Source organism: Streptococcaceae bacterium ESL0687 (assembly GCA_029392475.1).
GTDB lineage: Bacteria > Bacillota > Bacilli > Lactobacillales > Streptococcaceae > Floricoccus.
In genome coordinates, this window is the sequence record CP113940.1 from 1,124,858 (window position 1) to 1,151,187 (window position 26,330).

Consider the following 26,330-nt stretch of genomic DNA (forward strand, 5'->3'; position numbering starts at 1 on the left):
AAAACCGAGGATTATTTCCCCGGTTTTTTTGCTGCATTCATTGGAGTAACTTTAGTTGGGCAAGAACATTTACAGTCTTCACATGCACCCTTTGATTTGATAATTTTTCTAAGGGCATAGGCAAAAACAGATAGGATTATCAAAAGCAAAATTAAAGTTGATATATTCATCATACTACCTCCAGACTTGGTGAATTGTTTAAATATTTAGGCTTACGTACCAAAAGGTAAATAAAGGCTAAAATTATTAGGAAGGATAGAACTGCTCCAGCAGTTACATGACCTACAAGTAGGCATGTTCCCAGCTGGTAGATTACAAAACTTGTTAGATAGGCAAGGGTTGTTTGGTAGAAAATAGCTCTAAGGGTCCATTTCATATCACCCATCTCCCTGTAAATAGCTCCAATGGCTGCAAAACACGGAGCACAAAGAAGGTTAAAGGCAAGGAAGGAATAAGCTGCAAGAGGAGTAAACTGCTCCCTCATAGCCATCCAGTACTCCTGACCATTTTCACTGGTTTCCTTGGCCCCTGTATAAAGGACTCCAAGGGTCCCAACAACCGTTTCCTTGGCAACAAGCCCTGTAATAGTAGCCACAGTCGCCTGCCAGTTACCCCAACCTAGTGGTGCAAAAAGAGGGGAGAAGATACTTCCAAGACTAGCAAGGATTGACTCATTTTCTTCACTGGCCTCAAAATGCCAATTATAGCTTGAGGTAAACCAGATGATAATATTCATAACAAAGATAATGGTACCAGCCCGCTTAACAAAGCTTAGAGATCTTTCAAAACTATATTGAAGGACTGACTTAATCCTTGGGAAATGATAGTTTGGAAGCTCCATGATAAAGGGAGCAGATTTTCCTGAAAGCATCTTGGTTTTCTTAAGGAGAATACCTGACAGAATAATCATCAGCATTCCTAAGAAGTAGGCACTTGGTGCAACCCAAGAAGCATTTGGGAAAAAGGCCCCAGCAATCAAGGCTATGATTGGAAGCTTAGCTGAACAGGGCATGAAGGTTGTGACCATAATGGTAATTCTGCGGTCACTTTCACTTTCAATGGTTCTTGAAGCCATAATCCCAGGAACTCCGCAGCCTGTAGAAATAAGCATGGGAATAAAAGATTTTCCTGAGAGTCCAAAATTTCTAAAAATCCGGTCCATAACAAAGGCCACGCGCGACATATATCCGCAATCTTCAAGTAGTCCCAAGCACAAGAAAAGAACTGCAATCTGGGGCAAGAAACCAAGAACAGCCCCAATACCTGCCACAATTCCATTTAGGACTAAATCCTGAAGCCAGTCAGCAATTTGCAGGTAACCCATGAAGGCTTCTAAATGACTGGGAATAATTTCACCAAATAAATTATCATTTATCCAGTCCGTCCCCATAGTTCCCACTGTCTGGATGGAAAGGTAGTAAACACCCCACATGACTAGAGCAAAGATTGGAAGACCTAGGAAACGGTTGGTTACAAACTTGTCAATTTTATCAGATAGATTAAAACGAATGTCACTAGACTTACTGGTCATAGCAAGCCCTGTTATTTGATTGATAAGGGCATATCGTTCATTAATGATAATACTTTCAGCATCTTCTTGGAAAATCTTCTCTGTTATTGCAACAATTTCAGCAATTTCCTTCTTTTGATTACTTGAAAGATTTAAAGACTCTAAAAGCTCCTGGTCTCCCTCAAAAATCTTGATTAAATACCACTTGCGTCCCTTAGGCGGTAGTAAATCACCAAGAATCTGATCAATTTCAGCAAGAGAGGTCTCAAGCCTTGCATCATAACTTAAAGTACTGTCACTGACCTCAGCCTTCTTACTCACCTCAAGAGCCTCAAATACCCCGCGCCCCTTAATGGCTGTCATGGGAACAACCTTGACCCCAAGACCATAAGATAATTTTTCAAGGTCAATTTCCTTTTTCTCCCTTTTAAGAGCGTCCATCATATTAAGACCAAGAACCAAAGGAATTTCTGTTTCTAAAAGTTGGAGGGTTAAATAAAGGTTCCGCTCCAAATTAGTTGCATCAACAATATTTAAGATAGCATCCGGTCTATCCTTTAGAAGATAATCCCTTGAAACAATCTCCTCAGCCGTATAAGGACTTAGGGAATAAATCCCCGGTAAATCTTGAATTTGCGTTACCTTGTCCTTTTTATAGGTTCCGCTCTTCTTATCAACTGTAACTCCAGGCCAGTTTCCCACCCTTTGACTTGAACCAGTTAAAATATTAAAAACGCTCGTCTTTCCGCTATTGGGATTTCCAGCAAGTGCTATGGTTGTCATTATTTTACCTCACTAGCTTCATCAAGAACCTTTACTCTTACCAAATGAGCCTCTGCCTTTCTAAGACTTAGGGCATAACCCCTTAAATGAACTTCAATTGGATCTCCCAAGGGAGCGACCTTTCTGACATAGATCTTAACCCCTCTAGTTATCCCCATATCCATAAGCCTTCTTCTAAGCTCTCCGATTGAATCAACCCGTTCAACTATCCCCTGCATACCAGGCTCTAACTCATCCAAAGTCGCAAGCTCATAATCCTTATTCAAACTATCACTAACAACAATCTGACTTAAAATCTTCTTATCAAGGGCCAACCTGTGATTTTGCAAGAGCACAATAGCATTTTCACCCTCAATCTTTGAAAGCATAATCTGCTTGTCCTTAACAAGACCCAGATTTTGGAGCTGCTTCTCCTGACTGCTAGTTTTTAAATGGTCAATATAATAAGTTTGACCGACTATACAATTATCTAAAGTTTTCATATTTTCGTCCTTCATTCTATAATAAGTAAATCATATTTAACAAAAAATGTAAATATGATTTTACATTTGTCAAGAAATATGCTTGTTAATGTTTGTGAACCAAAAAAAGAAGAGACATTAAGTCCCTTCTCTCATAAATTAATCTTCATAGGCAATAAGATTAAGCTTCTTGGAAACATATTCACCCAAGTAAATATCATTAATTTTATTAAAGCCTTGCTTCTTAACCTCTTCCTCAAGCCAGTCCTGGTCCTGGTGAATAAGCTCTAAAACGTCAAAATTGGCTTGACCATCGACAATTATTGGGTAACGAACATTGTCATCCCCAATCTCTGTTATGGTTAATTGACCATTTTGCTCAAGAACCGCCCGCTTAACACTTTCAACCTCATATATTCCGTTAGATCTTAATTTAAACATAAGTTCATTGGCTGAAATTCCCTTTTTCAAGCACTCTGTCACATCAACCTTACCATTGTGAATCAGGCTCACTGGTCTTCCGTCAATGATATATTTAATGTAGCGGTTGTACTCCTTGGCAAACTTTAGGATAAAAACCAAAAGAGTCCAGATAATTAGTACCATAACAAACTGTAGAACAGTTATCGACTCATTATAGATAACTCCCCCGATGATCCCCCCCAGGACATAGTTCTGAACCTGGTCAAGGGCAGATGATGGTGCAAGGTTTCCCTTACCCATAAGATTCATCTGAGCTACTAAACACAAGATACCCAGGGCAAGTTTAATAATAATTGGAGTATAGATTTGCATAATTCCCTCCCTAATCCTTAATTATAATGTTGGTTCCAGTCACCTGAACCTCAGTCAGACTGTAAAATTTCTGATTAGTCGTCAAACTCACCTTATAATAAGTATCTTTAATTCTTATAATAATTCCGTCTACAAGCTGAGTTGAATTAACATAGATTTTACTCTGATCAACATTTTCATTTTTAGATACATCCTGAACAAATTTCATCATCTGAGGATACTGGGTGTGTTTCAGTTGATTAGACTGGTAGTCAGAATACTGGACTCCCAGAGAAAATAACAAGACTAAAAAGAAAATAATCCCCAAATCCCGGTACTTGGTCTGCATCCGGTGACGCATGTAAAGAATGAATACCAAGACCATTAAAAACAAGGAACCAAAAACCAAAAAATACTTCAAATAATAATTAATATTAGATTGTGATTCTAAAAAATTTATCCCGTAAAAATTCATCAAGCTCTCCTATCTACTTATCCTACGAGGAAAATAAAAACGATTAATATACTTAAAAAAATAACCAAAATGGCTTTTTAGAATAAATCTATTATACCATTTTGGATTATTTAAGGCTTATTTTTCTTCATCTTCTTCTTTATCTTTGTTTCTCTTTTTAATAACAAACATGATAATAGTTAGAATAACAACTAGGGCTAAAAGAATTAGGAAGTACTTGATATAAGGATTTTCCTGTTTCCCTTTGATAATTACCTTATCATTGATTTTCTTAGCTTCTTGTTTAGTAATGGTAAAGTCTTTGTTAAACTTCCATTCATTGCCTCTATCATCAGATACTACTAAATCAAGATTGTAGTCACCAGCAACTAGCGCTTTACCATCCCAGTCGATAGCAAAGTCATAAGTTGAGTTTGGTGCAATCTGCATGTTGTTATCGTAAGAAACTTCCTTGGCAATAGATCCATCTTTTTTATTGGTTACCTTAGCTTGGTATTTAAGATGACCATAAGGGTCCATAGTAGGATTTTGAAGTTGAGCTACAACACTTGTCTTATTAAAAGAGTCAGCTGCGTGAACGCTTAAAAGATTTAATTCCCTTTTAATTTCAGTATCAGTCTCAGTTAGTTTAAGACCTAGGATATAACCATATTGGTTGGTGATTCCGCCCTTACTCTCTTCTTCTTCAGCTTCCGTTTTTTCCTTAATAACTTGGATTCCAGCAAGGATAGTACCATCATACTGCTCAGCTGGCATCTTAAGTGTAATTGGAAGATTTAAAGTTGTATTGGCTGCAACTGTAACCTCATGCTCGTAACTTGCGATATCAGAAATTTTGTAAACCATACTTGAATCTGGTGTCACAGTAGAGTCTGCATAGTCGATGAAACCTGATTTATTAGTATAAGCCTGGTTGACATTAACTTTAAACTTGCTTTCTTCTGTTGAGGTGTTGATAATCTGAACAACAATCTCTTGTTCCTGACCTGGAGTCATCCTGAGGTCAAAATATGACTGTTCACGGTCCACCTGATTCGATGGAATAACAGCGTTGATGGTAAAACCAACATTATTTTCCGCTGTCTCAGCTAAGCTTGTTAAAGGGCTTACAATTATAGAGAAAATAAAAATTGCAAGCAACATTATCCTTTTTTTCATACCTACTCCTCCTAAAAAAAGTAAAGAGAAGCACTTACTTCTCCCTACTTAAGGTTTTTATTTTATTTTAATGTTATTATATCATACATTAGTTACAAGGTAAAGTTGATAGCTTATAGTACCTGTGATAAGTTGACCAGCTTTAAGTTTGTTGTCTGAGTCATTGAAGCTAATACCAATATTTTTAACGTCTGTAGAAACTGTTCCTGTATTAGAAAGGTCATTTGTAAGATTTTCAAAAACTGTTGCTTCTTTTCCAGTACCAAAATCAACAGCATGAGTACCTGTAGTAATACTGAATGAATCGATTGGGAATGTAGCTTCCCCACCATTCTCAACTGTACGTTCTAGTACATCTTTTCCAAGTGAAGCCTTAACTCTCCAATTACGAGTACTTCTATCATTGAAAACTTCAATTGAAGGTTTTTCAACTTTTCCAGTAGTTAAAATATATTTTTTGTTTTTAATCTGAGTACTGAAGTTATAAGCTTCCGGAACGTGTTGTAATAGTAGGTGTTCTTGGCCTGGATCAGGTGTTATTGGGTTTGTTGGATCGGTTGGATCAATTGGATCTGGTTTATCTGTATTGTCGTCTGTAATCTCAATATTTGTCGTAGTAGTTTTATTACCATCCGCTGTACTAGAGATTGCTGTTTCTTTTTCTTTTATTTCGTCAGCTGATACGATTGCAGCTCCTGAAGAAAGTAAGATTGAGCTAGCTAGGGCTAGTCCGGCTAATTTTTTAAAATTCATTATGAATTCTCCTCCTAAATTTTGTTAAATAAATATTATGAAAAATAAAATAATTCACTAAAAATTGATCTTTTAATCACTATCATAGCCACTAGTAACCCGATAAAAATCAAATTACTAAGATACCATATGAATGTTGTTCTCTAAAATGTATATCCTGTGTATATTTTTACATATTTTCGAATATTTTTGAATAAATAAATTTTTTAGAGAATTTTAATTAATTTTTAGCACTGAATATATATTAACACTAAATTATATAAGTTTCAACAATTTTTACATTTTTATAGAGTTACATGTGATTAAAATTATTTCAAGTTTGTTAATTGGAAACGGGTACATTGTAAAGATTCCAACTAATTGTTAACAAACCTGTATAATCGTTTATCGGTAAGTAGTTAGAACTCTTCAAAAGAACCCCTAAATCTTCATTCCAGGTCTTAGTATAGACGTTATCTTCATCCTTTGTGACGTCAGTATTTCTTAAAATTTCACTATTGGATGAAGTAAGGTCGACAGGGGTAGTTATTGAGGCATCTTTTTTCCATACAAGAGAGAATGGGGCAGATCCAGATACACTGGCATAGAGGTACCAATCAGTCGCATCTATCCTTGTATCACTAATCTTCACCTCAAGAATATTACCCGAATCTCTTGTAAGGATACCTTGAGTTTCTGTCATTGTCCGGTTGGTCCACTTTAAATTACTGCTCACACTCTCAAGCGTCAAAGCTGGAGGAGTAACTGTAATCGTAAGATTAAGAGTATCACCAACTTGCGGTTTAGAGCCATCATCTCTTGTCCTGTAGGCTTTAATTGTAAAATTATTGGTACCAGTAGAAAGATTAGCACCAGGAATACTGTAAACCATTTGGTGATAATCACTATCTCCAGGAGTTGTTGTAGTTATGTCTGAACCTACTTGATTATCACTAGAGTCAAAAATCCTAAAGGTCAAGGCATCACCATCATTTGGATCCTTATAATAGAATTCATCACTAAAGTCTCCCCCAATTGAAGGCTCATCCTTAGAAAGTTGAGCACTACCTGATAACCAAGAAAGGTTAACGGGTGTTTCCCTTTCAATAGCAAGCCTAGTGGTATTTCTTAGAGTTGTCTTATCCGTAGATGAAAAATCATCACCTGATCTTGAAAATGTACGATTATTAACAGTCCATGGACTGTCACTACTACTTGTTTGTGTTAAAAGGAGGGTACTTGGACTACCGGTATAAACTCCATAATTTGTCGTATCAGCTGAAAAAGATGAAAAGTTTATAGTAGCAGTTCCTCTGACAACACCTGCAAAAGTTCCTTCAAATACAAGTTTTGCTGTATTATCTACGTTAAAAGTCCCGGAAGATCCATTCATCAAAGTGGTACCGCTTGTTGCCTTAAATAAAGCTGAGGAATTTTCTGCTAAATTAGCAGTAATATTAACACTTCGGTTACCCGCCGGGCTGGCATTTTCGACTTCAAAATTTGCCCCTGCCTGTAAGTCTATATTTAAATTTTTATTATTAGCAGCAAAGTATGCCCCCCTACTACTATTTGTTTGCTTAATAAGTAATTCACCATCTTCTGCTACACTAATGGATCCAGTGCTATTTGACGTTGCAAATATGTTATGCGACGTGCTTATATTTACTTTTGCACTTTTCCCAACCTTTAACTGCGGAGAAACTGTGCCGGACGAAATAAAACCGGTCTGAAGTGTATTGCTGTCAGTTATATTCGTTGTACTATCATCATCAAAGGTAATATTATTGGCCTGTGCAAATTCTTGCGAACTGGATCCACCTCCCATTATGAATTCATTATCCCCGCGGAAAATGATTTGGTCATTGGAACCATCTAAATACAGTGGCTGAGCAGCATAATCAGAATAATAACCAACATTCTCAATTATCAAGGTTCTATTAGTACGAGTTGTTGCACCCGGTGGGGCAATACCAAAATAATTCCCAGCGTTAGTAGAATCATGCGATCCAAGAGATGATTTTTTACCGAAATTCAAATTTTTATAGTGGATAGTGATACCATCAGTACCATAGCTAATTCCATTAAATCTAGATAAAGTAGAACCATAAGTTATAGTATACCTATCACCATTCCCCTTATCACCATCAATTACCACGCTATGGTTAACTGGGAGGGTATTAGTACCAAGACTTATATCATCTGTCAAAGTTATGTTTTCAACATTAGTGTCAGCAAGTGCTGTCTTAAGCTCGTCCATTGTTGCGACACTTACGTCCTCAAGTGGTCCTGCAAAGGTAGTGGGATTTTGATTTTCCTCCGATGGATTTTCAGATTCATCACTAGATTCTTCGATTTCTGAAGAATCCGTTTCAGTCCCACTTGTCGACTGATCTTCTGACTGGCTTGAACTAGTGGAATCTGCTGATGACTGGCTAATTGATTGACTACTTGAACTTGTGGTAGTTGATTCGCTAGTTGTTTGGGTGCTAGTTGATGATGATTCAGCCTGGGCGCCAACAACTGTTAGAAAGAGGGTGAAGACATAAAAAATTAGCCAGATTTTTCCTACAAAATTAACCTTTTTCACAATAAAACTCCCTTCTATCAACCACAAGCTCTCAAAGCAAACCTCTCAATAAATTTTCTTTTCACAAGAATCTCTATTCTTATGTTGTAATTGATTTTATAAAAAATAAATTATTTTGTATTGTCATTATATCACCTCGACCTTAAATCCTCCTAATATTTAAATCCTTTTTTAATAAATTTCACAAATAATTTCAAAAAAAGAGAGCTCAGCTCTCTTTTTCAGTTAATTAAAATGTTGGTACTCTAGTCAAATTCCATTCGATTATATAATCAGTGTAATCACCGATATTTAAATAATTATCACTTTTAAGAAGAACCCCTTGGTTGTTTGCCCAAGTTTTCTCATAAACATTTCCATTTTTATTAGCATTTTCATTAGTCAAAACATCAACACCACCAGCAAAGTCAAGAAGTTTATCACTGTTGTCATTATCTTTCCAAACGAAGGAGTAAGGACGTTTTGTACCACCGGACTTCAATTGAGAGTATCCAGTAAGTTTCCATTTAATACTATCACTTGCTATTACCTTAAATGACATACTGTTGTCAGCATCTCTTGAAAGGATACCTTTAGATTGGGATGTAAGACGGTTGGTCCAGTTAAAGGACTCAGGTACTGTCACGAGTTCAAGGGTATTATCTTCTTTTAAGTTGATAGTCAGGTTAATGGAACTTTGTTCAACATATCCCTTACCCCTATTTTTATAGGCCTTAATAGTATAATTTTTAGGCTCGCTGCTCTTAGTTGGCAAATACTCTTTTGGGATAGTAAAACCTAACTCATAGGTATCTTGAGTTCCTGTCGCGTTTAATACTTTTGGAATACTCACAGAAGTACCTCCCATTGAAAGCTCAAATTTTATATCATTTTCAGGATATATATCTGTCCAATAAAATTTACCATCATACCCAGCTCCTGTAGAGCTAGAATTTATGGTTTCAATTTTGCTAGAAGTTGATTTATCTTGATCCCAAGATAGGGCTGTTATCATACCTTTAACAATTACAAGCCTAGAACTTGCATTAAGTGTTGAAGCTTCATTGCTAGTAAAAGATGGTTTTCTTGAAAAACCACTTGAATTAATAGTCCAGGTATTAGATCCATTCTGCTGGGTCAAAAGGTATTTTAAATTGCGATCAGTCTTAGAAGCATTAGTCAGAGCGTCATAATCATAAGTACCCTGGTTAAAGTTTATTTTTGATGTACTTCCTCCAAGAGGGCCTGTCTTCCCATTTACATTTTTATCCAAGGATTCAAATGAAAGTAGTGCTGCATCAGTAATCGTGAAAATCGATGGTGATTTACTGTCTAAGAATGTTCCGCTAGCTGTCGAGAAAGTAGCTTTTGAATCTTTTGCTTGAGTAACAGTAAGACCATGTTCCCCTGCGTATTCTCCCGTAGGAAAAGATGAAGGTATCAGAGTATTAATTTCAATATTTGCCGATTTATTTAACGAAATATTTAAATCATACAGACCTCCATCCGGATAACCTTTCGTATGAGGATATGAATTCATAATTTTACCCGCACCTTTATAAGCAGCTTTACTCTGAGTAATTTTAAGTGAGCCTCCCTCCTTTATACTGATAGTAGGCACTGTATAATCAGCTTCATCATCAGATGGGTCTTCCACCGCTGGTGGGTAAACATTAAAAATATCATGCGTAGTAGTTATATCTACTGTAGCATTTTTACCCACAACTAAATTTAATGGATCAAAGAGAGCCCATATCAAACCCGTTTGATAGGTTCCCGTCTTTTCATCAACAATTTTAGTAACACTATTATCGTCAAAGACAATATTCCCACCCTCAATAAATTCTTGAGTCTGCCTATCACTACCCTTCATATAAAACTCATTAGTTCCAGAAAAGATTAATTTAGTATCCCCCCCGTACACATGAAAAGGTTGAGCACCTTTTTTAGAATAATATTTAACATTCTCAACAGTCAAAGAAGTACCATTACTTCCTACTGTCCTTCCAGGATTAATGATTCCATAAAAATTATTAGCCTTAGTATCGCCACTAGCAGAATAATAAGCATCCTTATTACCAAAGGTTACATTCTTAAAAGTAATTTTAAGTCCATCTGCACCAAATCCAAAACCAGTTTCACCAGCTGCCGCTTTATCCTGATTATCTAACTTTTCATTGTCCTTATCAGTATTGTTTTTAAGCGGACCCATGTCATAGGTAATAGTATGTCCATTTCCATCAATTTCAACTGTCTTAGTTTTATTGGCTACGATATATATTTTTTGGCCTGTTTTAAAATTTAAATCAAACATCAATCTTACGTTTGTCGGAGGATTACGCCCTTCCAAGGTAGTTTTTAGACTATCAAACGTATATATATCAACCACACTTGCTTGAGCATCTGCCTGCGTACTCGCCCTAGTTGAGATGTCTGAATCGTCTTCTGAGACCTCTTCCCCAGAATCTGAACTTGAGTTTGAGTCTTCTGAGCTACTTGTACTAACAGTGCTCTCAGAGCTTGTTGTAGACGAGCTCGATGTGCTGCTGGTTGATTCACTGCTGCTACTAGATGAGCTGACCTGGCCCAAATTTGATGAACTTAAAGTGTCGCTTGTTAGATTGTTAGAGCTGACAAGACTTGTTAGATCTTGCGTTGAAGCTTCTGTTGACGTACTTTCTGCCAGGACTGCACCATCTGTCAACACATTTGTAAATAGGCATATTAGAAGCATTGCCCACTTCATAAAAGTTGAACCTTTCATTGTATTCTCCTTTACTTTTATTCGTCTGCTTGCCTGCCCTATATCTTCATAAAAATGGATTTTTGACATTTAATTTATAAGTGAAATTAATTCACATTTTTATATAATAATTCCGGTATTCTTTAACAAAGTTAGTGATTTAATTATTAAATAAAACATCAGTTTGTACATAAAAATGAAAATATACATTGCATATTCAAGCACTTTCTTAATAATATCACAGACAACATATAATTACTAGATACTTTGAATTTACATTTTTATTACATTAATATTCAATAAACTTTTTTTTATCAAAAGATGATTTATTTTTAAATCTTTCATAAAATGTAAAAAACTATTTACATTTTATGAGCAAATAGATATACTTAGGTAGTTAAGTTAAGCTTTTAACGAAAAATTTACATATAAAACTATATTTTAGGAGATTCCATGAAAAAATTATTTACCCTTAGTGCCCTAAGTCTTAGCATCCTTCTTGTTGGATGTAGTCAAAACAAAACTACTTCCTCTAGTGAAGAAAGTACTTCTACCCAACAAAGTGAAGTTCAGGCCAAGGAAGGCACAATCACCTACCTAGGACAGGACTATACCCTTAAGTTTCCTACCTCAAAAATTGTAACAGCAAGCTTTGAGTCCATGGAAGATGCGGCTGCCCTTTCTGTTGAACCCATTGGTGGGGTTACAATCGGAGGTGAGATGCCTGACTACCTAAAAGGAAAATTAGGCGACAAGATGGTCAATGTTGGTGATAAATTTGGGCCAAATGTCGAAGCTGTGGCTGCCCTTCAACCAGATTTGATTTTAGGGTCTACCAAGTTTGATAAGGACGTTACAAACAACCTAACTAAGATTGCACCAACAATTAATGTTTCCCATAAATCTGACGACTGGGCCAACAACCTAACCCTAATGGGAACAGCCTCTGGCAAAGAAGATCAGGCTAAAAAGTTAATTGCAGACTACCAAAATGACCTTGAAAGCTTTAAAAAGGACAAGAGTGATTTAACAAGTAAAAAAATCTTAATTGTCCGCATCCGTGAGGGAGAATTATGTATTTACGGGCCTGATTTCTACTATAATCCAATGCTTTACAAGGATCTTGGCTTCCAAATTCCAAGTGAGGTTTCAGCCATTAAGGGGCAAACAACAATCTCTAAGGAGCAGCTGGCAAAGGTTGATGCAGATATCATCCTGGTTCAATTCATGCCCTCAGAAAATAAAAGCTTCCCTAATGCTTTAGATGACCTGAAAGAAGATGCCATCTGGAAGAGTGTTCCTGCTGTTTCAAACAAACAAGTATTTTACAATATCGTTGACGGCGGCTACCAAGGGGGAACTTACCTAAGTAAGGAAGTTATGCTTAAGGCCCTTAACGAAAATAACATCGGTTAGGAAGGCTTAAATGAAGGCTAAATACGTGGCGGGAAGCTTTCTAATACTTGGTTTATTTTTAATCTTCTCACTCCTTTCCCTAAGCTTTGAAATGAATCATACCCTGGAAACTTTAAGGGGTATGATTTTTGACTATAATCCTCAAAACCAAAATCATCTAATCCTTCTTGGGAGGATTGCAAGAATTCTTGTTGGCTTTCTAGTCGGAGCAAGTCTTGCCCTGGCTGGTTTCATCATGCAGGTCCAGTATCAAAATGATCTGGCTGATCCAAGTTTAATGGGTGTAAGTGACGGATCAGCCCTAGCTATCGTTATGGGTATGATTCTCTTTCCCCAGCAGCCAACCCTAACGCGCATCATTTTTTCCATTCTAGGATCTCTTTTAAGCTACCTGCTCATATCCTACCTCTACAAGGTTTTATTCTCAGGAAAATCAAGACTTAATCTACCCCTGATTGGGATTGCTACCAGCATGCTTTTAAGTAGCCTAACAAGCTTTCTTGTCTCCTACTTTCATATCGCCCAGTCAGTCAGCTCCTGGTATACCAGCAGGCTCTATAGGGTATCATTTTTCGATGTTATATACTTTTTACCGGTCCTCTTACTAGCCCTTATCCTAGTCATCCTCTTCAGAAGGCAAATAGATCTCTATGCCTTTGGACCAGACAAGGCAAGAAGCCTTGGGATGAACCGAAAACTTTGGGACAACTTCTTCTCCCTTCTAGTAGTCCTTTTGACAGGTGTAAGTATAGCCATTGTTGGGCGGATTGCCTTTGTAGGACTCATCATCCCCCACATGGTCAAACTTGTCACCGGGCAAAAATACAGTCAGGCCGTGCTCTTTATTCCCGCCACAGGAGGGATATTTCTTATGGCCTGCGACTACCTATCCCGCTACATTAACTACCCCTTTGAAACTCCCATTGGCTTAGTCCTAGCCTTGGCTGGGGTCCCTGTCTTTTTATATCTAATTCGCAGGAGGACTAGCTACCAATGAAAAAACATCTCTCCACTTTTATCATCCTCCTCATTTTCTTCCTAGCTATTTTTTACTCCCTTCTTTCAGGAACCTACTTTATTAGTGGGAAGAAATTACTAGATCTTCTAATTGATCCCACAAGAGATAGCCAGGCGGCCTTGATTCTTTGGGAATTTAGACTTCCACGACTTATCTTAGGAGCTCTTGCAGGAGCAAGTCTTGCCCTTGCAGGATATATCCTCCAGACCATTACAAGAAATCCAGTGGCTGATTCTGGACTTTTAGGAGTTAGCGCCGGGGCATCTTTTGGAAGTGTCCTCTACTACTTTTTAATCGGAAGTTATTTAACAAATATCAGTCAAATCCAGTCCCTGTCCTTAGTATTATTTGGACTGGCGGGAGCCCTCCTAGCCCTTTTGGCCAACCTCCTTCTTTCATCAAGCTTTGGTGGGGTCAATATGCCTAGATTTATCCTTAATGGAATTGCCCTAAATACTGGCTTTTCTGCCCTTACTGCCTACTTTTCCCTAAAAATTAATAGTGAGGACTACTCCCGGATAAATAATCTGCTGGAAGGCTCAATCAGCCAGGGAAATTGGATCTTGATTAAACAGGTAGCACCTTTTATTCTAATCATCCTACCAGTAATTTTGCTTTTTCAAAATCAGCTAAAGCTTCTTAAATACTCTGATTTACAGCTTAAAAATATTGGCTTTCCCACTGGCTACTGGAGAATGTTCTTCATCCTCCTAGCAGCATGCCTGGTCTGTTCAAGTGTCCTTATTGCAGGAAATATTGCCTTTGTAGGACTTCTGGTGCCCCATTTGACGAGTAAACTTTTTAAAAATGATTCAAAGTTCTTACTGCCAGGAATCATCATTAATGGTGGAAGTCTAGTTATCCTGTGCGATACCTTCGCAAAGACTGCCTTTATCCCCAATGAACTACCTTTAAATGCCATGATGGGCCTTCTTGGAATACCCAACCTTTTAGTAATGTTCCTCCAAAAAAACAAACAAAAATAAAGGAGAAAAATTTGAAAGTAAGCTACAAAAAAGTAGGTAAGTACTATCTTGATATCTACCAGCCGGAAAATCTTAATCCAGATGAAGCCTTACCCCTACTTTACGTTTTAGATGGTGATGCCTTCGCATCTAGCCTGGCCCAGGCTGTAAAACTACAGGCAAGAAATTCCCCTAAAACGGAGGTCCTTCCTATGATTATCGTTGGCATATCCTATCATGCTCGCACCCCCTTCAACCGGGAGGAAAGATTTAAGGATTTCACTCCAGCTAGGATTCATCCCAAAGATCCAAATGACAAAAGATTTGATATGCCCCAAGGGGGACAGATAGATAGCTTTTTTGAAAGACTCAAGGAAATCCACCAAGACCTAGCTCAAAGCTTACCTCTGGACCAGGAAAAAATCGGACTCTTTGGTCACTCCTTAGGAGGTCTCTGTGTCCTTGAAGCACTTTTAAGGCCTGATTTAAGCTTTATCAATAACTTTCTAGCACTCAGTCCCTCTCTTTGGTGGGATAAGGAATCTTATTATGACCGCTTAGCCAGTAATAAGCAGCAGGCTGATAATTCTATCCATAAAAAACCAAGGCTTATCATTACTATTGGTGGCCTTGAGGGCGAGATGGTTCCCCTATCTCAAAGGGCATATTACTTTTTTAAAGACTCAAAAGATCTTGAATCATGCGACTACTATCTTGCTCCTGATGAAAACCACATGTCAGTTGTTTTTACAGTCATGAGTCGCTGCCTCAGATGGTTTTCAAATAGCCCCCTAAAAAATGAACATTAAAGAGGTTAATAACTTGAAAGATGAAATTTTAAAGGCTCAGAATCTTGACCTAAGCTATCAAAAGAAAAAAATTATTAATTCCCTTGATGTAAATTTTTTAAAAAATAAAATCACCGTGATTGTTGGACCAAATGGCTGCGGAAAATCAACTCTGTTAAAGGGACTTGGCCGAATTATCGACCATAAAAAAGGACACATCTACTTAAATAAGCAAAATTTAGCAGCTATGACCAGCAAGGAGATTGCCAGGGAACTGGCTTTCTTATCTCAAGAGAGTAATTGTCCTGAAGATGTTACGGTCAGGGAGCTTGTTTCTGTCGGACGCTATCCCCACCAGGGCATTTTCCAAAAAAGTAGTCCTGAGGATGAAAGGATAATTGATGAGGTCTTAGCTGATACTGGCCTTACTGAACTTGCCCATGAAAATATTAATTTTCTTTCAGGCGGCCAAAAACAGAGGGTGTGGATTGCTATGGCCTTAGCCCAAAAAACACCCCTTATCCTTCTTGATGAACCGACCACCTACCTTGATATGGGACATCAAATTGAACTTTTAAATTTAATCCATGATTTAAAGGAAAAAAATGATTTAACAGTCATCATGGTTCTCCATGATTTAAATCTTGCAGCTAGATATGCAGACCACATGATTGGTATGAAGGATGGGCAAATTATGTATGAAGGCAGTCCCCAGCAGCTGATGACCGAAGAAATTTTAAAAGAACTTTTCAATGTCAAAGTTCATCTGGGACAAGACCCGGTGGACGGCAAACCAATTTGCCTCAGATTTGAACAAATTCATGACTGAAAGCAAAACAAAAAAAGCCCCTCCTAATGGAGAGGCTTTTTTATATCTTTAGTTTAAGAATAAACTTAAACCAAGACATGGTCTTAAAAATTATTTGTTTTTAAGGTTGTAGAAGCTGTTAAGTCCTTCGTAAACTGCTGCTTCACCAAGTTGATCTTCGATACGAAGAAGTTGGTTGTATTTAGCAATACGGTCAGTACGGCTAAGTGAACCAGTTTTGATTTGTCCAGCGTTAGTTGCAACAGCGATATCAGAGATTGTTGAATCTTCTGTTTCACCTGAACGGTGAGATACAACTGCAGTGTAACCAGCTTCTTTAGCCATTTCGATAGCTTCGAAAGTTTCAGTAAGAGTACCGATTTGGTTAACTTTGATAAGGATTGAGTTAGCAGCACCTTCTTTGATACCACGAGCTAGGTAGTCAGTGTTTGTAACGAAGAAGTCGTCACCAACAAGCTGTACGCGTTCACCTAGACGTTCAGTAAGAGCTTTCCAACCGTCCCAGTCGTTTTCATCCATACCATCTTCGATAGTGATGATTGGGTATTTGTTAACAAGTTCTTCAAGGTAGTCAACTTGCTCAGCAGCTGTACGTTTAGCTCCACCTTCACCTTCGAATTTAGAGTAATCGTAGATTCCGTTTTCGTAGAATTCTGATGATGCACAGTCAAATCCGATGAATACGTCTTTACCTGGAACATATCCAGCAGCTTCGATAGCTTTAAGGATAGTTTCAACACCGTCTTCAGTACCAGTAAATTTAGGTGCGAATCCACCTTCATCACCTACAGCTGTTTCAAGACCACGGTCTTTAAGGATTTTCTTAAGAGCGTGGAAGATTTCAGCACCGTAACGAAGAGCTTCTTTGAAAGTTGGAGCTCCAACAGGGATGATCATGAACTCTTGGAATGCGATTGGAGCATCAGAGTGAGATCCACCGTTGATGATGTTCATCATTGGAGTTGGAAGAACTTTAGCGTTGAATCCGCCAAGGTAGTTGTAAAGAGGAACTTCTAGGAAGTCAGCAGCAGCACGAGCAGCAGCGATAGAAACACCAAGAATAGCGTTAGCTCCTAATTTACCTTTGTTTGGAGTACCATCAAGAGCGATCATAGCACGGTCGATTCCAAGTTGGTCACGAACGTCCATTCCGATGATAGCATCAGCAATAACATTGTTTACGTTGTCAACAGCTTTTTGAGTTCCAAGACCGTTGTAGCGAGACTTGTCTCCATCACGAAGTTCAACTGCTTCGTGTTCACCAGTAGAAGCTCCTGAAGGAACCATACCACGACCGAAAGCACCTGATTCAGTGTAAATTTCAACTTCAAGAGTTGGGTTACCGCGTGAGTCTAAGACTTCGCGAGCGTAAACATCAGTAATTAATGACATTTGAGAATTCTCCTTTATTTTTAAAGTGCCGAAGCACTGTTTGTGAATAGTATAATCATAACGCAATTATTGATTATTTTCAAGAACTAATACTTATAATCTGGAATGAAAACGTATACAAAACGGCCACTTATTTAGACTCAATTAAACCGTAATCCCCACTCTCACGACGGTAAACGATACTTGCTGAATTTGTATCTGCGTCTGTAAAGAGGTAGAAGTCATGACCCAACATTTCCATCTGTAAAACTGCTTCTTCTGCGTCCATTGGCTTAAGTCCAACTTCTTTTGTTCTAACGATTTTTGTTGGAACTTCATCATCTTCAGTCACAGTAAAATCTGAAAAGTCTTCGAGTGGTAAATCTTTTAGACCCTTAACATTTTTTCTACGGTTAGTTTTTGTTTTATACTTTCTAATTTGGCGCTCTAGTTTATCTACAACCAAATCAATTGAGCCGTACATGTCCTGAGAGGTATCTTCTGCTCTTAAAGTCAGATGTTTCATAGGAATAGTAACCTCAACCTTGGCATTTTTATTAGGGTATACCTTTAGGTTAACGTGAGCTGTAAAATCTTCACTGTCTTTAAAATATTTTTCAATCTTACCGATTTTATTTTCTACATATTCACGAAGAGCTGTCGTTACTTCACTGTTTTCACCACGAATGTTAAAACTAATCATAATGAGTACCTCTTTTCTTTTTATGGCTTTATTATACCTCTTATTTAAAGCCTTTACAAAAATATAGCTATATCAATTTAAAAATTAACCCAAATAGGCAATGACTTCAATCTCAACTAAAACGTCCTTAGGTAACCTTGCTACCTCCACTGCACTACGGGCAGGTAAAGAATCCTTAAAGGCTTTAGCATATACCTCGTTAAAGGCAAGGAAATCGTCCATATTCTTTAAAAAACAGGTTGTTTTGACTACTTGACTAAAGTCACTTGAGGCAGCCTTTAAAAGACCTGCAATATTTTTTAGAACTTGTTCAGTCTGCTCTTCAATAGTAGCACCAACTATCTGGCCACTTTGCGGGTCAAGTGGAATTTGACCTGAGGCAAATAATAAATCGCCTGCAATTCTTCCTTGGACATAAGGCCCGATTGCCTTTGGAGCTTGGTCTGTTTCTATAATTTTCATTTATTCCCTCCCTTTTCTGTTGGTTCATTCTAGAAAAAAAGCCCCACTTTTTCAAGTGGAAACTCCTTTAATTTTTTACTGGCAAGTAAATTTTTAAAAAAATTACCTGCTCCTAATTACTTTCAGTATCTGATTGTGCTGGATTTCCAGTGTAGTCAGTGACTCCCTCAGGACTTCCTGCAGCTACTATTTCACCTACCTGACCACTCTTAACTTCCTGATTTCCAGAAGATATTTTTTCTAAAAAATTATTGGTTAGGAAAAAGAGGGCAACTAGGACGGCAAGTCCTGCAAATACTAATTTTAAACTTATTTTATTTTCTTTACCTTCTTTACTTTGGCTTTGCTCCATTATTTTTCGTCCTTTCAACTAATCGTTATCCAAAAAATCTTATCTGAGACTTGTCTTTTTTGAAAACAAAGTCAATGTTAACAAAATAATAAATAATGTCAAATTGACTTTAATAGATTACACCACCTTGCCAGGTTAGTATCCCTGCCTGACCTTGCTGACTTTTTAGCGAAGGCCAAAGGGTATTATTTATATAGTCTTGAGCCTCTTGACGGCTGTTGAAATAACGGGCACTAGCATTTCCCGGGAACATATCTTGTGAATGATTAACGTCACCAACCCAGAAGGGAGCATAAAGTGTTTGACTACTTTCACCAGTAGCTTCTGATGGCCATTTGGCAGTAGCTCCTATACCTGGAGTTCCTGCAAGATTTCCATTAGCATTTAGCCAGGCTTGAGCTTCTTCAAAGCTTGCAAATACATGACTACCTGGAACTATGGCATTTCCGACCTTATCTCCATTACTTCCATCCCATCTAATCCACCACCAAACAGTCCATCTATCAGCTGTAGAAGCTTTAGGAGTTTCTGGCTGGGTCGATGTAGAGGTGTTATCTTCACTTGACGGACTTGTTGAAGAGCCAGTATTTGAAGAATCCTTACTAGTTGAATCACTAGAACTTGTAGGTACTGAAGAATCAACTCCTGATCCTAAATCAATTGTTCCGTAAGCCCCATCAATTGAATGATCATTTTTAATTTCAAGATGATAGTTTCTAATCCAATTTAAGGCAGCATTTGCACTTGTAAAACGGTGGGACCTTGCACCTAAATCATATGAACTATTTCCGTAACCCTGATACCAAACTGTGTAACGACCCTCTGGATCTGAACCGTCGGCTGCAGGTTTTGGATTGTTACTAAAGGTATCTGTAGGATCCTCAGAGCTTGAACTTGTTGAAGTATCATTTTTCCCTGAAGATACATCAGAACTTGAACTAGTAGGAACTTCTGATTTGTTAGCATCTTTTGAATTTAAGTTTGAACTTGTTGAAGTCGATAATTCTGTCGAATTTTTTGAATCTGCCGAATTTGTTGTACCCTTATTTTCAGCCTTCGGACTAGCTCCAACTGGTGCTTGGGGATTAATCTTATCTGTCTTATCAATGGGTACATCAGCAAGTTTTTCTTGGTTTTGACCATAAACTTGGACAGAATCCCCGCAAAATACAAGGGTATTACCGGCATAAATCAGATTTACATTTTTAATATTGTTAATCGAGGCTAACTTTTCAACTGTAATATTGGTGGCTTGAGAAATATTTCCTAAGGTATCTCCCCAAACAATCAGATAAACAGTACCTCCGTTAGCAAGTTCTCTATGCAAATCATTTTGAATTTGATCAACCGTCCTTGCCTGCCAAATACCATCATATTCATTTGCACTAACCTCTGTTGCTAGTGTAAAAGATGCGGCCAATAAGCCAGCTGCAGCTGTTTTCCATACTACATGCTTTAGCTTTCTAAAATCTTTCTCTTCGTTTACCATAATAACACGCTCCTAACTTTTAACAATGGTTACGAAACTCCGATATGTTATATTAAAATTAAAAGGATAAATTAATATAACATCTAAACGCTAACATATTTCATGAAATTTTCATAGCATTTTCACTTGTGATATGAAAATGAACTTTTGTGACAAGTCGACTAAAATATTTAACAAGCCTTTTACCTACAAAAAAACCCACTTTTTCAAGTGGGAGTTCCTTTAATTTATTCTTTTTTATGGTTTGATACGGTGAAGCATACGTGGGAATGGAATGGCTTCGCGGATGTGGGCAGTTCCCGCAACGAAGGTTACCATACGTTCTAGACCAAGTCCGAATCCAGCGTGTGGCACTGAACCGAATTTACGAAGATCTAGATACCAGTCGTAGTCTTTTGGATCAAGACCGAAGTCGATGATTTTTTGAGTTAGTTTGTCGTAGTCTGTTTCACGTTCAGATCCTCCGACAATTTCCCCGTATCCTTCTGGCGCAAGAAGGTCGGCACAAAGTACGCGGTCAGGGTTTCCTGGCACTTCTTTCATGTAGAAGGCCTTGAAGCTTGTTGGGTAGTTCATGATGAAAGTTGGAAGACCGTAGTAGTTAGAAATCCAAGTTTCATGAGGTGACCCAAAGTCATCTCCGTGGTTAAGGTGCTCGTAGTCAGCTCCTTCTTTTCCTTCGTTGGCTTGAAGAAGGTCAATGGCTTCATCGTAAGAAATACGTTTGAAAGGCTCAGCCACGTATTTTTTAAGCAGGTCAGTATCACGTTCAAGTGTTTGAAGGGCGTAGTCTGCTGTATCAAGAACATACTGGATTAGATGTTTGATATAAGCTTCCTGTAAATCTAAAGACTGGTCGTGAGTCATGTTAGTATACTCAGCGTCCATCATCCAGAACTCAGTTAAGTGACGGCGGGTCTTAGATTTTTCGGCACGGAAAACTGGTCCGAAGTCAAAGACACGACCAAAGGCCATAGCTCCAGCCTCAAGATAAAGTTGTCCTGATTGAGAAAGATAGGCAGGTTGACCGAAGTAATCAGTTTCAAATAGGTCAGTTGTGTTTTCAGCCGCATTTCCTGAAAGGATTGGTGAATCAAATTTAATGAAACCATTCTTTTGGAAGAAGTCGTAAGTTCCATAAGTTAAGGCATTACGAACCTGCATGATAGCATGTTGTTTAGATGAACGAAGCCATAGGTGACGGTTATCCATCAAAAAGTCAGTCCCGTGCTCTTTTGGAGTGATTGGGTAGTCAGTTGACTCACCAACAACTTCAATATCAGTAAGATCAAGCTCGTAACCAAACTTAGAACGCTCGTCTTCTTTAACCACACCAGTTACGATAACTGAAGTTTCTTGAGTCAGACGTTTGATTGTATCAAATTTTTCAAGTCCAAGCTCTTCGCCGTATTTTTCTAGGAAATTAGGTTTGAAGGCAACAGCTTGGAAACGGGCTGATCCGTCACGAAGTTGTAGGAAGGCGATTTTCCCCTTACCTGATTTGTTTGCCACCCAAGCAGCAATTCTTACAGTCTCCCCAACATGCTTGGGTACATCAATAATAGAAATTAAGTCTTTCATTTTCTACCTTTCTTATTTAGTATTATTTTTTATAAATCTTTTAATTCTTTCAACAGCACCAAGAAGGGTCTCCATATCTGTTGCATAGCTCAACCTTAGGTTATCCGGTGCTCCAAATCCTGCTCCAGTTACCAGAGCAACACCTTCTTCCTTGAGGATAGCGTCAGTAAATTCCGTAACGTCCTCAAAACCAGTTAAATCCATGGCTTCTCTAACATTTGGGAAAAGATAGAAGGCACCATTAGGTTTTACAAGCTTAAAGCCTGGTACTTCTGCTAAAAGTGGGTAAACCCTATTAAGGCGTTTTTCAAATTCTAGGCGCATTTCCTCAACGGCATCTTGGCTACCAGTGAGGGCTTCAATAGCTGCATATTGAGAAATTGCTGCTGGGTTAGAGGTTGTCTGACTGGCAATTTTTGCCATGGCAGAGATTATCTCTGAATTTCCAACGGCAAATCCTAGGCGCCAACCGGTCATTGAATAAGTCTTACTTACTCCATTAATCACAACGGTTTGCTCACGAATACGGTCTGAAATACTAGAAATCATAGTTGTTTCATTACCATTGTAAACAAGACGGTGGTAAATATCGTCAGATAAAATAAGAACATCATTCTCAATAGCCCAGTTTCCAAGGGCCTCTAATTCATCCCTAGAGTAAATCATTCCTGTTGGATTGGAAGGTGAATTTAAAAGAAGAACCTTTGTCCTATCAGTTTTTGCAGCAGCTACTTGCTCCAAAGTGATTTTAAAATCATTTTCCTGACGCCCCTCAACAAAAATTGGAACTCCTCCTGCCATCTTAACTTGGTCAGCATAGCTCACCCAGTAAGGAGTAGGAATTATCACTTGATCACCAGGATTTAAAACACTCATAAAGAAGGCATAGATAGCAAATTTTGCTCCTGAGGTAGCTACTATATGGTTATTTTGTGGCTCGTAACCATAGTACTTTTTGAAATATGAAGCAATGGCTGATTTAAGCTCCAAGGTACCACCAGCTGGGGTATAAAAACTTGCTGATCCATTATCAATAGCTTCCTTAGCCTTTTTGTCAATATTTTCAGGGGTGGTAAAGTCTGGTTGACCTACCGTTAGAGTCAAGATATCCCGACCCTCATCTTTTAACTTCTTAGCCTTTGCAGCAGAAGCCAGGGTCACGCTCTCTTCGATCTCATTTACAAAATTTGACAAAATCATACTTCTTCTCCTGTTTTAAAATCATACACCTTATAGTTATTAAGTGAATCCATAAGTTCCCAAACTTCCTTATTCTTGTATAAACCTAGTCTAATATATTTAGCATTGGAAGCATCAGGAAGATTATCCAGATTAAAGCCTTCAGAAAGATTGATTGTCCGAATATCAAGGGGAGAATCCTTCTTCTCACCACCTGCTATTAGAACAGCCACATCCTCATTAGAAGCTGTCTTTCCTCGGACTGAATAAACAGTCTGATCAGTATTCACAATATCAAAAACCGTAGCTTCCTTCATTGATGAATTTGCCTTGGCAAGAGAAATTGCTTCCTTTCTGGCCTGGTCATAGGGGCTCATGGATGTCTTAGTAAAAATGATTACAGCTAGCATTGAGACAGCTATAAGAGATAGGATACCAATTGTTAATTGAATACCCAGAGACTCATTACTTTTTTTCATAAAATTTACCTGAAATTAATCTATTATTTTCAAAACTTTCTAATCAAATTATAACAGATTTTTTTTGATTTTACCCTCTAATCCCGCAATTTCCTCAAAATTAATGGGTGCAAGTTCACTTAAATTAGCACACATCTTTTTACCATAATTTTTCCCAGCAAGCCGCCTGTCCAAAATAACAACAGCTGATTTTTGGTCAGCCCTTCTATTAACCCGGCCAAGAGCCTGTCTTAGTCTTAAAGTAGTCAAAGGCAAGTTAAAATCATAAAAGGGATTAGCAAATTTCTCGGCATATTTTTTCATGAGAATATCTTCTGGAGTTGAAAAGGGAAGTCTTGGGATCAAGAGGATGATTTTATCCTGCTCAGAAAAATCAATCCCCTCCCAAAAGCTTGCAAGCCCTAGTAAAATCTGAGCACGACCTTCGTCAAAACGTTTTTTTATCTGCATGGGACTTCCATGAAGACCCTGAGCCAAGAAGGAATAATCTTCCTGGGCTAGGAGGTCTGAAAGAGAATTTAGTAAATCCTTTGAGGTCAGAAGGACAAGGATGGGCTGATCAAGACGCACCAGCTGTGAAATATTTTCAAAGGTATAAGCTGCCAGATTAGCATTAGAAAGGTTACCAATATTAGGACCGTCAGTTACCATATACACTTCCTGATTCTTAGCCCTTTGCGCTGCCAACTCATCATAGGTGTAATCTGTAAAACCTAAAAGTTCAGGTAGCCTATGATTCTTTTCACTAACACTTAGGGTTGCGCCTATTAGGTAAACCTTTAGCTTGTCCGGTAGAAGCCCTTTGAAATCAAGAAAATCTTTGGGACTCTTGTAGAGGTAGTCTCCCTGCTTCCAAATATAGGAATCATCTGTTTGACCTAAAAATTCAAGTAGGTCTTTTAGGCCAAATTCCTGGGCATCAACTAAAATTTTCTCCCTTGATTGAGGCAGGTGATTGATATGAAAATTCAGGCTGGAAGTAACTCGCCTAAGTAGATTAGGATCTCCGTTCAACTTATTCTTATGAAGTTTTAACTCCTCACCTACACTTGTCCAATCAAAACTGGCCCTTTGAGAATTTTCTAGATTTTTAAAAAGTTCCTGGGCCTCATCAACCACTAAAACGCGCCCCTTAAAAAATCCTTGGTTGGTCTTTAGTTTTTCAATCATAAGCGACTGATTAATTACTAGGACAGATGAAAATTCGATTTTTTCATAGGCCCTTCTTAAAAAGTCCTGCTGATAGAAAATTGACTTTTGATCTAGATTTCCATCATGGGCTATTTCCCTTAAGTAGTCTTCGCTGGTCATAACCTGGCTTAATTCGTCAAGCTCTCCGGTTTCAGTTTGGCACAACCAAACCAAAACCTTCATCTTGAAGATTTCATGGTTGGCCCCTGAATTTACCTCCTTCAAGAGCTTACGGAATTTTTCAAGCTTTATATAATTTCTGTGACCTAGTAGTTTTGAAATATTTACCCCAAGGCGGTCTTTAAACTCCTCCTGGTAGTCGGCTACCAACTGCTCTTGAAGGTTCTTTGTCGGTGTCGCAACAATTATTTTTTCACCTTTTGATAAGATGGGCAGCAGGTAGCTGTAAGTTTTTCCCATTCCAGTTTGTGCTTGGATAAAGGACGGTTCATCTTGGGCTAATCTATTTTCAACTACTATAGAAAATTCTTCCTGGTTTTTCCTTGTTTTCAAGCCAAGTTTTGCCATATTTTTATCAAAGCTAGCTTCCAGCTGCAAGTTTTCCTTGGTCAAGGGAAAAATCCTTGTAGCTATAAGGTCTTCAACCATAAAATGACTATCTTTTATAGAAGGACTATCTGTCATTTCATTAAAGGCATCCTTAATAACCAGCTGACTTTCATATATTAAATTACCCGAATGCCTTAAAATCTCAGCAACTACAGCTTTTGGCAAACCCTTAATCTTATCCTGGATAAGCTTAAGTAGATTTGCAGTGGCAAGGGCGTCACTTAGGGCATTATGAGGATTATCATGGGATAAATTTAATTTTTGTCCCAAATACTCAAGAGAATACTTTTCAAAATCTGGGAAAAAGACCCTGGAAAGTTCGACAGTGTCGACACTTGGTAATTCAAAATCAATCCCTAGTTCCCTGAAAGATTTTTTCATAAGGCTATAGTCAAATTTTACATTGTGGGCAACAAAAATCGAACCTTCTAGAAGGTCATAAACTTCTTCAGCAACCTCTGAAAAATCGACAGCCTGGCTTAAAATTTCATCAGTAAGCCCTGTTAAACTGCTGATATGTGAGGTTAATTTTTCATGGGGATTTATATTTTGTGAGTAACTTTTTTTAATTTGACCATCTTCTAAAATGACAAGGCCAATTTGAATTATTTTATTCTGTGAAAGGTGGGCATCTGTTGCCTCCAAATCCACAATCGCAAACTTGGTCACTTTCTTTCTCCGTAACATTTGTATTTGTTCTACCAATTATAGCATAAATTACTAATTTAATTT

The 26,330-nt window shown here is 37.9% G+C and carries 23 protein-coding genes; 5 read left to right on the plus strand and 18 right to left on the minus strand.

Annotated features, from left to right (window positions below; translation table 11 throughout):
- Window positions 1-11 precede the first annotated feature (11 nt).
- The 9 genes from OZX60_05545 to OZX60_05585 all read right to left on the minus strand — a co-directional run bounded on the left by OZX60_05545 (window position 12) and on the right by OZX60_05585 (window position 11,226).
- Window positions 12-173: a FeoB-associated Cys-rich membrane protein gene (locus OZX60_05545; protein ID WEV44902.1), complete on the minus strand. Its 162-nt coding sequence runs from the start codon at window positions 171-173 to the stop codon at window positions 12-14.
- Window positions 170-2,293 (minus strand): ferrous iron transport protein B, encoded by a 2,124-nt coding sequence (gene feoB, locus OZX60_05550; GenBank protein WEV44903.1) that lies wholly within the window; start codon window positions 2,291-2,293, stop codon window positions 170-172. Before feoB ends, OZX60_05545 begins: the two co-directional genes overlap by 4 nt.
- Window positions 2,293-2,775 carry a ferrous iron transport protein A gene (locus tag OZX60_05555; GenBank protein ID WEV44904.1) on the minus strand — a complete coding sequence of 161 codons (483 nt, stop codon included), beginning with the start codon at window positions 2,773-2,775 and terminating at the stop codon, window positions 2,293-2,295. The genes feoB and OZX60_05555 overlap by 1 nt, the downstream gene beginning before the upstream one ends.
- A 138-nt stretch (window positions 2,776-2,913) precedes the next feature.
- Window positions 2,914-3,549 (minus strand): DUF421 domain-containing protein, encoded by a 636-nt coding sequence (locus tag OZX60_05560; GenBank protein ID WEV44905.1) that lies wholly within the window; start codon window positions 3,547-3,549, stop codon window positions 2,914-2,916.
- A gap of 10 nt (window positions 3,550-3,559) precedes the next feature.
- Complete coding sequence (locus OZX60_05565; GenBank protein ID WEV44906.1) at window positions 3,560-4,003, minus strand: DUF3290 domain-containing protein; 444 nt, start codon at window positions 4,001-4,003, stop codon at window positions 3,560-3,562.
- A gap of 117 nt (window positions 4,004-4,120) precedes the next feature.
- Entirely contained in the window at window positions 4,121-5,161 is a 1,041-nt protein-coding gene (locus tag OZX60_05570; protein ID WEV44907.1) for a DUF916 and DUF3324 domain-containing protein, read from the minus strand.
- Between the two features lie 81 nt (window positions 5,162-5,242).
- Window positions 5,243-5,914, minus strand: coding sequence for a hypothetical protein (locus OZX60_05575; protein ID WEV44908.1), 672 nt, complete (start codon window positions 5,912-5,914; stop codon window positions 5,243-5,245).
- Window positions 5,915-6,236: 322 nt separating this feature from the next.
- Window positions 6,237-8,483 carry a hypothetical protein gene (locus OZX60_05580; protein ID WEV44909.1) on the minus strand — a complete coding sequence of 749 codons (2,247 nt, stop codon included), beginning with the start codon at window positions 8,481-8,483 and terminating at the stop codon, window positions 6,237-6,239.
- Between the two features lie 229 nt (window positions 8,484-8,712).
- Window positions 8,713-11,226, minus strand: coding sequence for a hypothetical protein (locus OZX60_05585; protein ID WEV44910.1), 2,514 nt, complete (start codon window positions 11,224-11,226; stop codon window positions 8,713-8,715).
- 432 nt (window positions 11,227-11,658) lie between these two features.
- Between OZX60_05585 and OZX60_05590 the strand changes: the two genes are divergently transcribed.
- The 5 genes from OZX60_05590 to OZX60_05610 are packed head-to-tail and all read left to right on the plus strand — an operon-like array spanning window position 11,659 to window position 16,221.
- Complete coding sequence (locus tag OZX60_05590; GenBank protein WEV44911.1) at window positions 11,659-12,621, plus strand: iron-siderophore ABC transporter substrate-binding protein; 963 nt, start codon at window positions 11,659-11,661, stop codon at window positions 12,619-12,621.
- A gap of 10 nt (window positions 12,622-12,631) precedes the next feature.
- On the plus strand, window positions 12,632-13,618 hold the full coding sequence (locus OZX60_05595; GenBank protein WEV44912.1) for an iron ABC transporter permease: 987 nt from the start codon (window positions 12,632-12,634) through the stop codon (window positions 13,616-13,618).
- The gene (locus OZX60_05600; protein WEV44913.1) at window positions 13,615-14,625 is read left to right on the plus strand and encodes an iron ABC transporter permease; all 1,011 of its coding nucleotides are present in this window, start codon (window positions 13,615-13,617) and stop codon (window positions 14,623-14,625) included. The genes OZX60_05595 and OZX60_05600 overlap by 4 nt, the downstream gene beginning before the upstream one ends.
- A gap of 11 nt (window positions 14,626-14,636) precedes the next feature.
- The gene (locus tag OZX60_05605; GenBank protein WEV44914.1) at window positions 14,637-15,413 is read left to right on the plus strand and encodes an alpha/beta hydrolase-fold protein; all 777 of its coding nucleotides are present in this window, start codon (window positions 14,637-14,639) and stop codon (window positions 15,411-15,413) included.
- 13 nt (window positions 15,414-15,426) lie between these two features.
- Window positions 15,427-16,221 (plus strand): ABC transporter ATP-binding protein, encoded by a 795-nt coding sequence (locus OZX60_05610; protein ID WEV44915.1) that lies wholly within the window; start codon window positions 15,427-15,429, stop codon window positions 16,219-16,221.
- Window positions 16,222-16,311: 90 nt separating this feature from the next.
- Here the strand turns inward: OZX60_05610 and eno are convergent, their stop codons facing one another.
- From eno to OZX60_05655, 9 genes are all read right to left on the minus strand, one after another.
- Entirely contained in the window at window positions 16,312-17,613 is a 1,302-nt protein-coding gene (gene eno / locus OZX60_05615; protein ID WEV44916.1) for a phosphopyruvate hydratase, read from the minus strand.
- Between the two features lie 130 nt (window positions 17,614-17,743).
- A complete protein-coding gene (gene raiA / locus OZX60_05620) occupies window positions 17,744-18,292 on the minus strand; it encodes a ribosome-associated translation inhibitor RaiA (GenBank protein ID WEV45889.1) in 549 nt (182 codons plus the stop codon).
- 87 nt (window positions 18,293-18,379) lie between these two features.
- On the minus strand, window positions 18,380-18,757 hold the full coding sequence (locus OZX60_05625; protein ID WEV44917.1) for a RidA family protein: 378 nt from the start codon (window positions 18,755-18,757) through the stop codon (window positions 18,380-18,382).
- A gap of 112 nt (window positions 18,758-18,869) precedes the next feature.
- Window positions 18,870-19,109, minus strand: a complete 240-nt coding sequence (locus OZX60_05630) for a hypothetical protein (GenBank protein ID WEV44918.1) — start codon at window positions 19,107-19,109, stop codon at window positions 18,870-18,872.
- Window positions 19,110-19,218: 109 nt separating this feature from the next.
- Window positions 19,219-20,598 carry a LysM domain-containing protein gene (locus OZX60_05635; GenBank protein ID WEV44919.1) on the minus strand — a complete coding sequence of 460 codons (1,380 nt, stop codon included), beginning with the start codon at window positions 20,596-20,598 and terminating at the stop codon, window positions 19,219-19,221.
- A gap of 237 nt (window positions 20,599-20,835) precedes the next feature.
- The gene (gene asnS / locus OZX60_05640) at window positions 20,836-22,179 is read right to left on the minus strand and encodes an asparagine--tRNA ligase (GenBank protein WEV44920.1); all 1,344 of its coding nucleotides are present in this window, start codon (window positions 22,177-22,179) and stop codon (window positions 20,836-20,838) included.
- Window positions 22,180-22,191: 12 nt separating this feature from the next.
- Complete coding sequence (locus OZX60_05645) at window positions 22,192-23,379, minus strand: pyridoxal phosphate-dependent aminotransferase (protein ID WEV44921.1); 1,188 nt, start codon at window positions 23,377-23,379, stop codon at window positions 22,192-22,194.
- Entirely contained in the window at window positions 23,376-23,837 is a 462-nt protein-coding gene (locus OZX60_05650) for a DUF5590 domain-containing protein (protein WEV44922.1), read from the minus strand. The genes OZX60_05645 and OZX60_05650 overlap by 4 nt, the downstream gene beginning before the upstream one ends.
- 48 nt (window positions 23,838-23,885) lie before the next feature.
- Window positions 23,886-26,267 carry an exonuclease domain-containing protein gene (locus OZX60_05655; protein WEV44923.1) on the minus strand — a complete coding sequence of 794 codons (2,382 nt, stop codon included), beginning with the start codon at window positions 26,265-26,267 and terminating at the stop codon, window positions 23,886-23,888.
- Window positions 26,268-26,330: the final 63 nt, after the last annotated feature.

What these genes read in the sequence shown, in the direction of transcription:
- OZX60_05570 (WEV44907.1), bottom strand. Translation starts at nt 5,161, where the DNA reads ATGAAAAAAAGGATAATGTTGCTTGCAATTTTTATTTTCTCTATAATT.
- OZX60_05585 (WEV44910.1), bottom strand. Translation starts at nt 11,226, where the DNA reads ATGAAAGGTTCAACTTTTATGAAGTGGGCAATGCTTCTAATATGCCTA.
- OZX60_05650 (WEV44922.1), bottom strand. Translation starts at nt 23,837, where the DNA reads ATGAAAAAAAGTAATGAGTCTCTGGGTATTCAATTAACAATTGGTATC.
- OZX60_05565 (WEV44906.1), bottom strand. Translation starts at nt 4,003, where the DNA reads ATGAATTTTTACGGGATAAATTTTTTAGAATCACAATCTAATATTAAT.
- feoB (WEV44903.1), bottom strand. Translation starts at nt 2,293, where the DNA reads ATGACAACCATAGCACTTGCTGGAAATCCCAATAGCGGAAAGACGAGC.
- OZX60_05545 (WEV44902.1), bottom strand. Translation starts at nt 173, where the DNA reads ATGATGAATATATCAACTTTAATTTTGCTTTTGATAATCCTATCTGTT.
- OZX60_05625 (WEV44917.1), bottom strand. Translation starts at nt 18,757, where the DNA reads ATGAAAATTATAGAAACAGACCAAGCTCCAAAGGCAATCGGGCCTTAT.
- OZX60_05555 (WEV44904.1), bottom strand. Translation starts at nt 2,775, where the DNA reads ATGAAAACTTTAGATAATTGTATAGTCGGTCAAACTTATTATATTGAC.
- OZX60_05575 (WEV44908.1), bottom strand. Translation starts at nt 5,914, where the DNA reads ATGAATTTTAAAAAATTAGCCGGACTAGCCCTAGCTAGCTCAATCTTA.
- OZX60_05560 (WEV44905.1), bottom strand. Translation starts at nt 3,549, where the DNA reads ATGCAAATCTATACTCCAATTATTATTAAACTTGCCCTGGGTATCTTG.
- OZX60_05590 (WEV44911.1), top strand. Translation starts at nt 11,659, where the DNA reads ATGAAAAAATTATTTACCCTTAGTGCCCTAAGTCTTAGCATCCTTCTT.
- OZX60_05645 (WEV44921.1), bottom strand. Translation starts at nt 23,379, where the DNA reads ATGATTTTGTCAAATTTTGTAAATGAGATCGAAGAGAGCGTGACCCTG.
- OZX60_05635 (WEV44919.1), bottom strand. Translation starts at nt 20,598, where the DNA reads ATGGTAAACGAAGAGAAAGATTTTAGAAAGCTAAAGCATGTAGTATGG.
- OZX60_05595 (WEV44912.1), top strand. Translation starts at nt 12,632, where the DNA reads ATGAAGGCTAAATACGTGGCGGGAAGCTTTCTAATACTTGGTTTATTT.
- OZX60_05630 (WEV44918.1), bottom strand. Translation starts at nt 19,109, where the DNA reads ATGGAGCAAAGCCAAAGTAAAGAAGGTAAAGAAAATAAAATAAGTTTA.
- asnS (WEV44920.1), bottom strand. Translation starts at nt 22,179, where the DNA reads ATGAAAGACTTAATTTCTATTATTGATGTACCCAAGCATGTTGGGGAG.
- OZX60_05600 (WEV44913.1), top strand. Translation starts at nt 13,615, where the DNA reads ATGAAAAAACATCTCTCCACTTTTATCATCCTCCTCATTTTCTTCCTA.
- eno (WEV44916.1), bottom strand. Translation starts at nt 17,613, where the DNA reads ATGTCATTAATTACTGATGTTTACGCTCGCGAAGTCTTAGACTCACGC.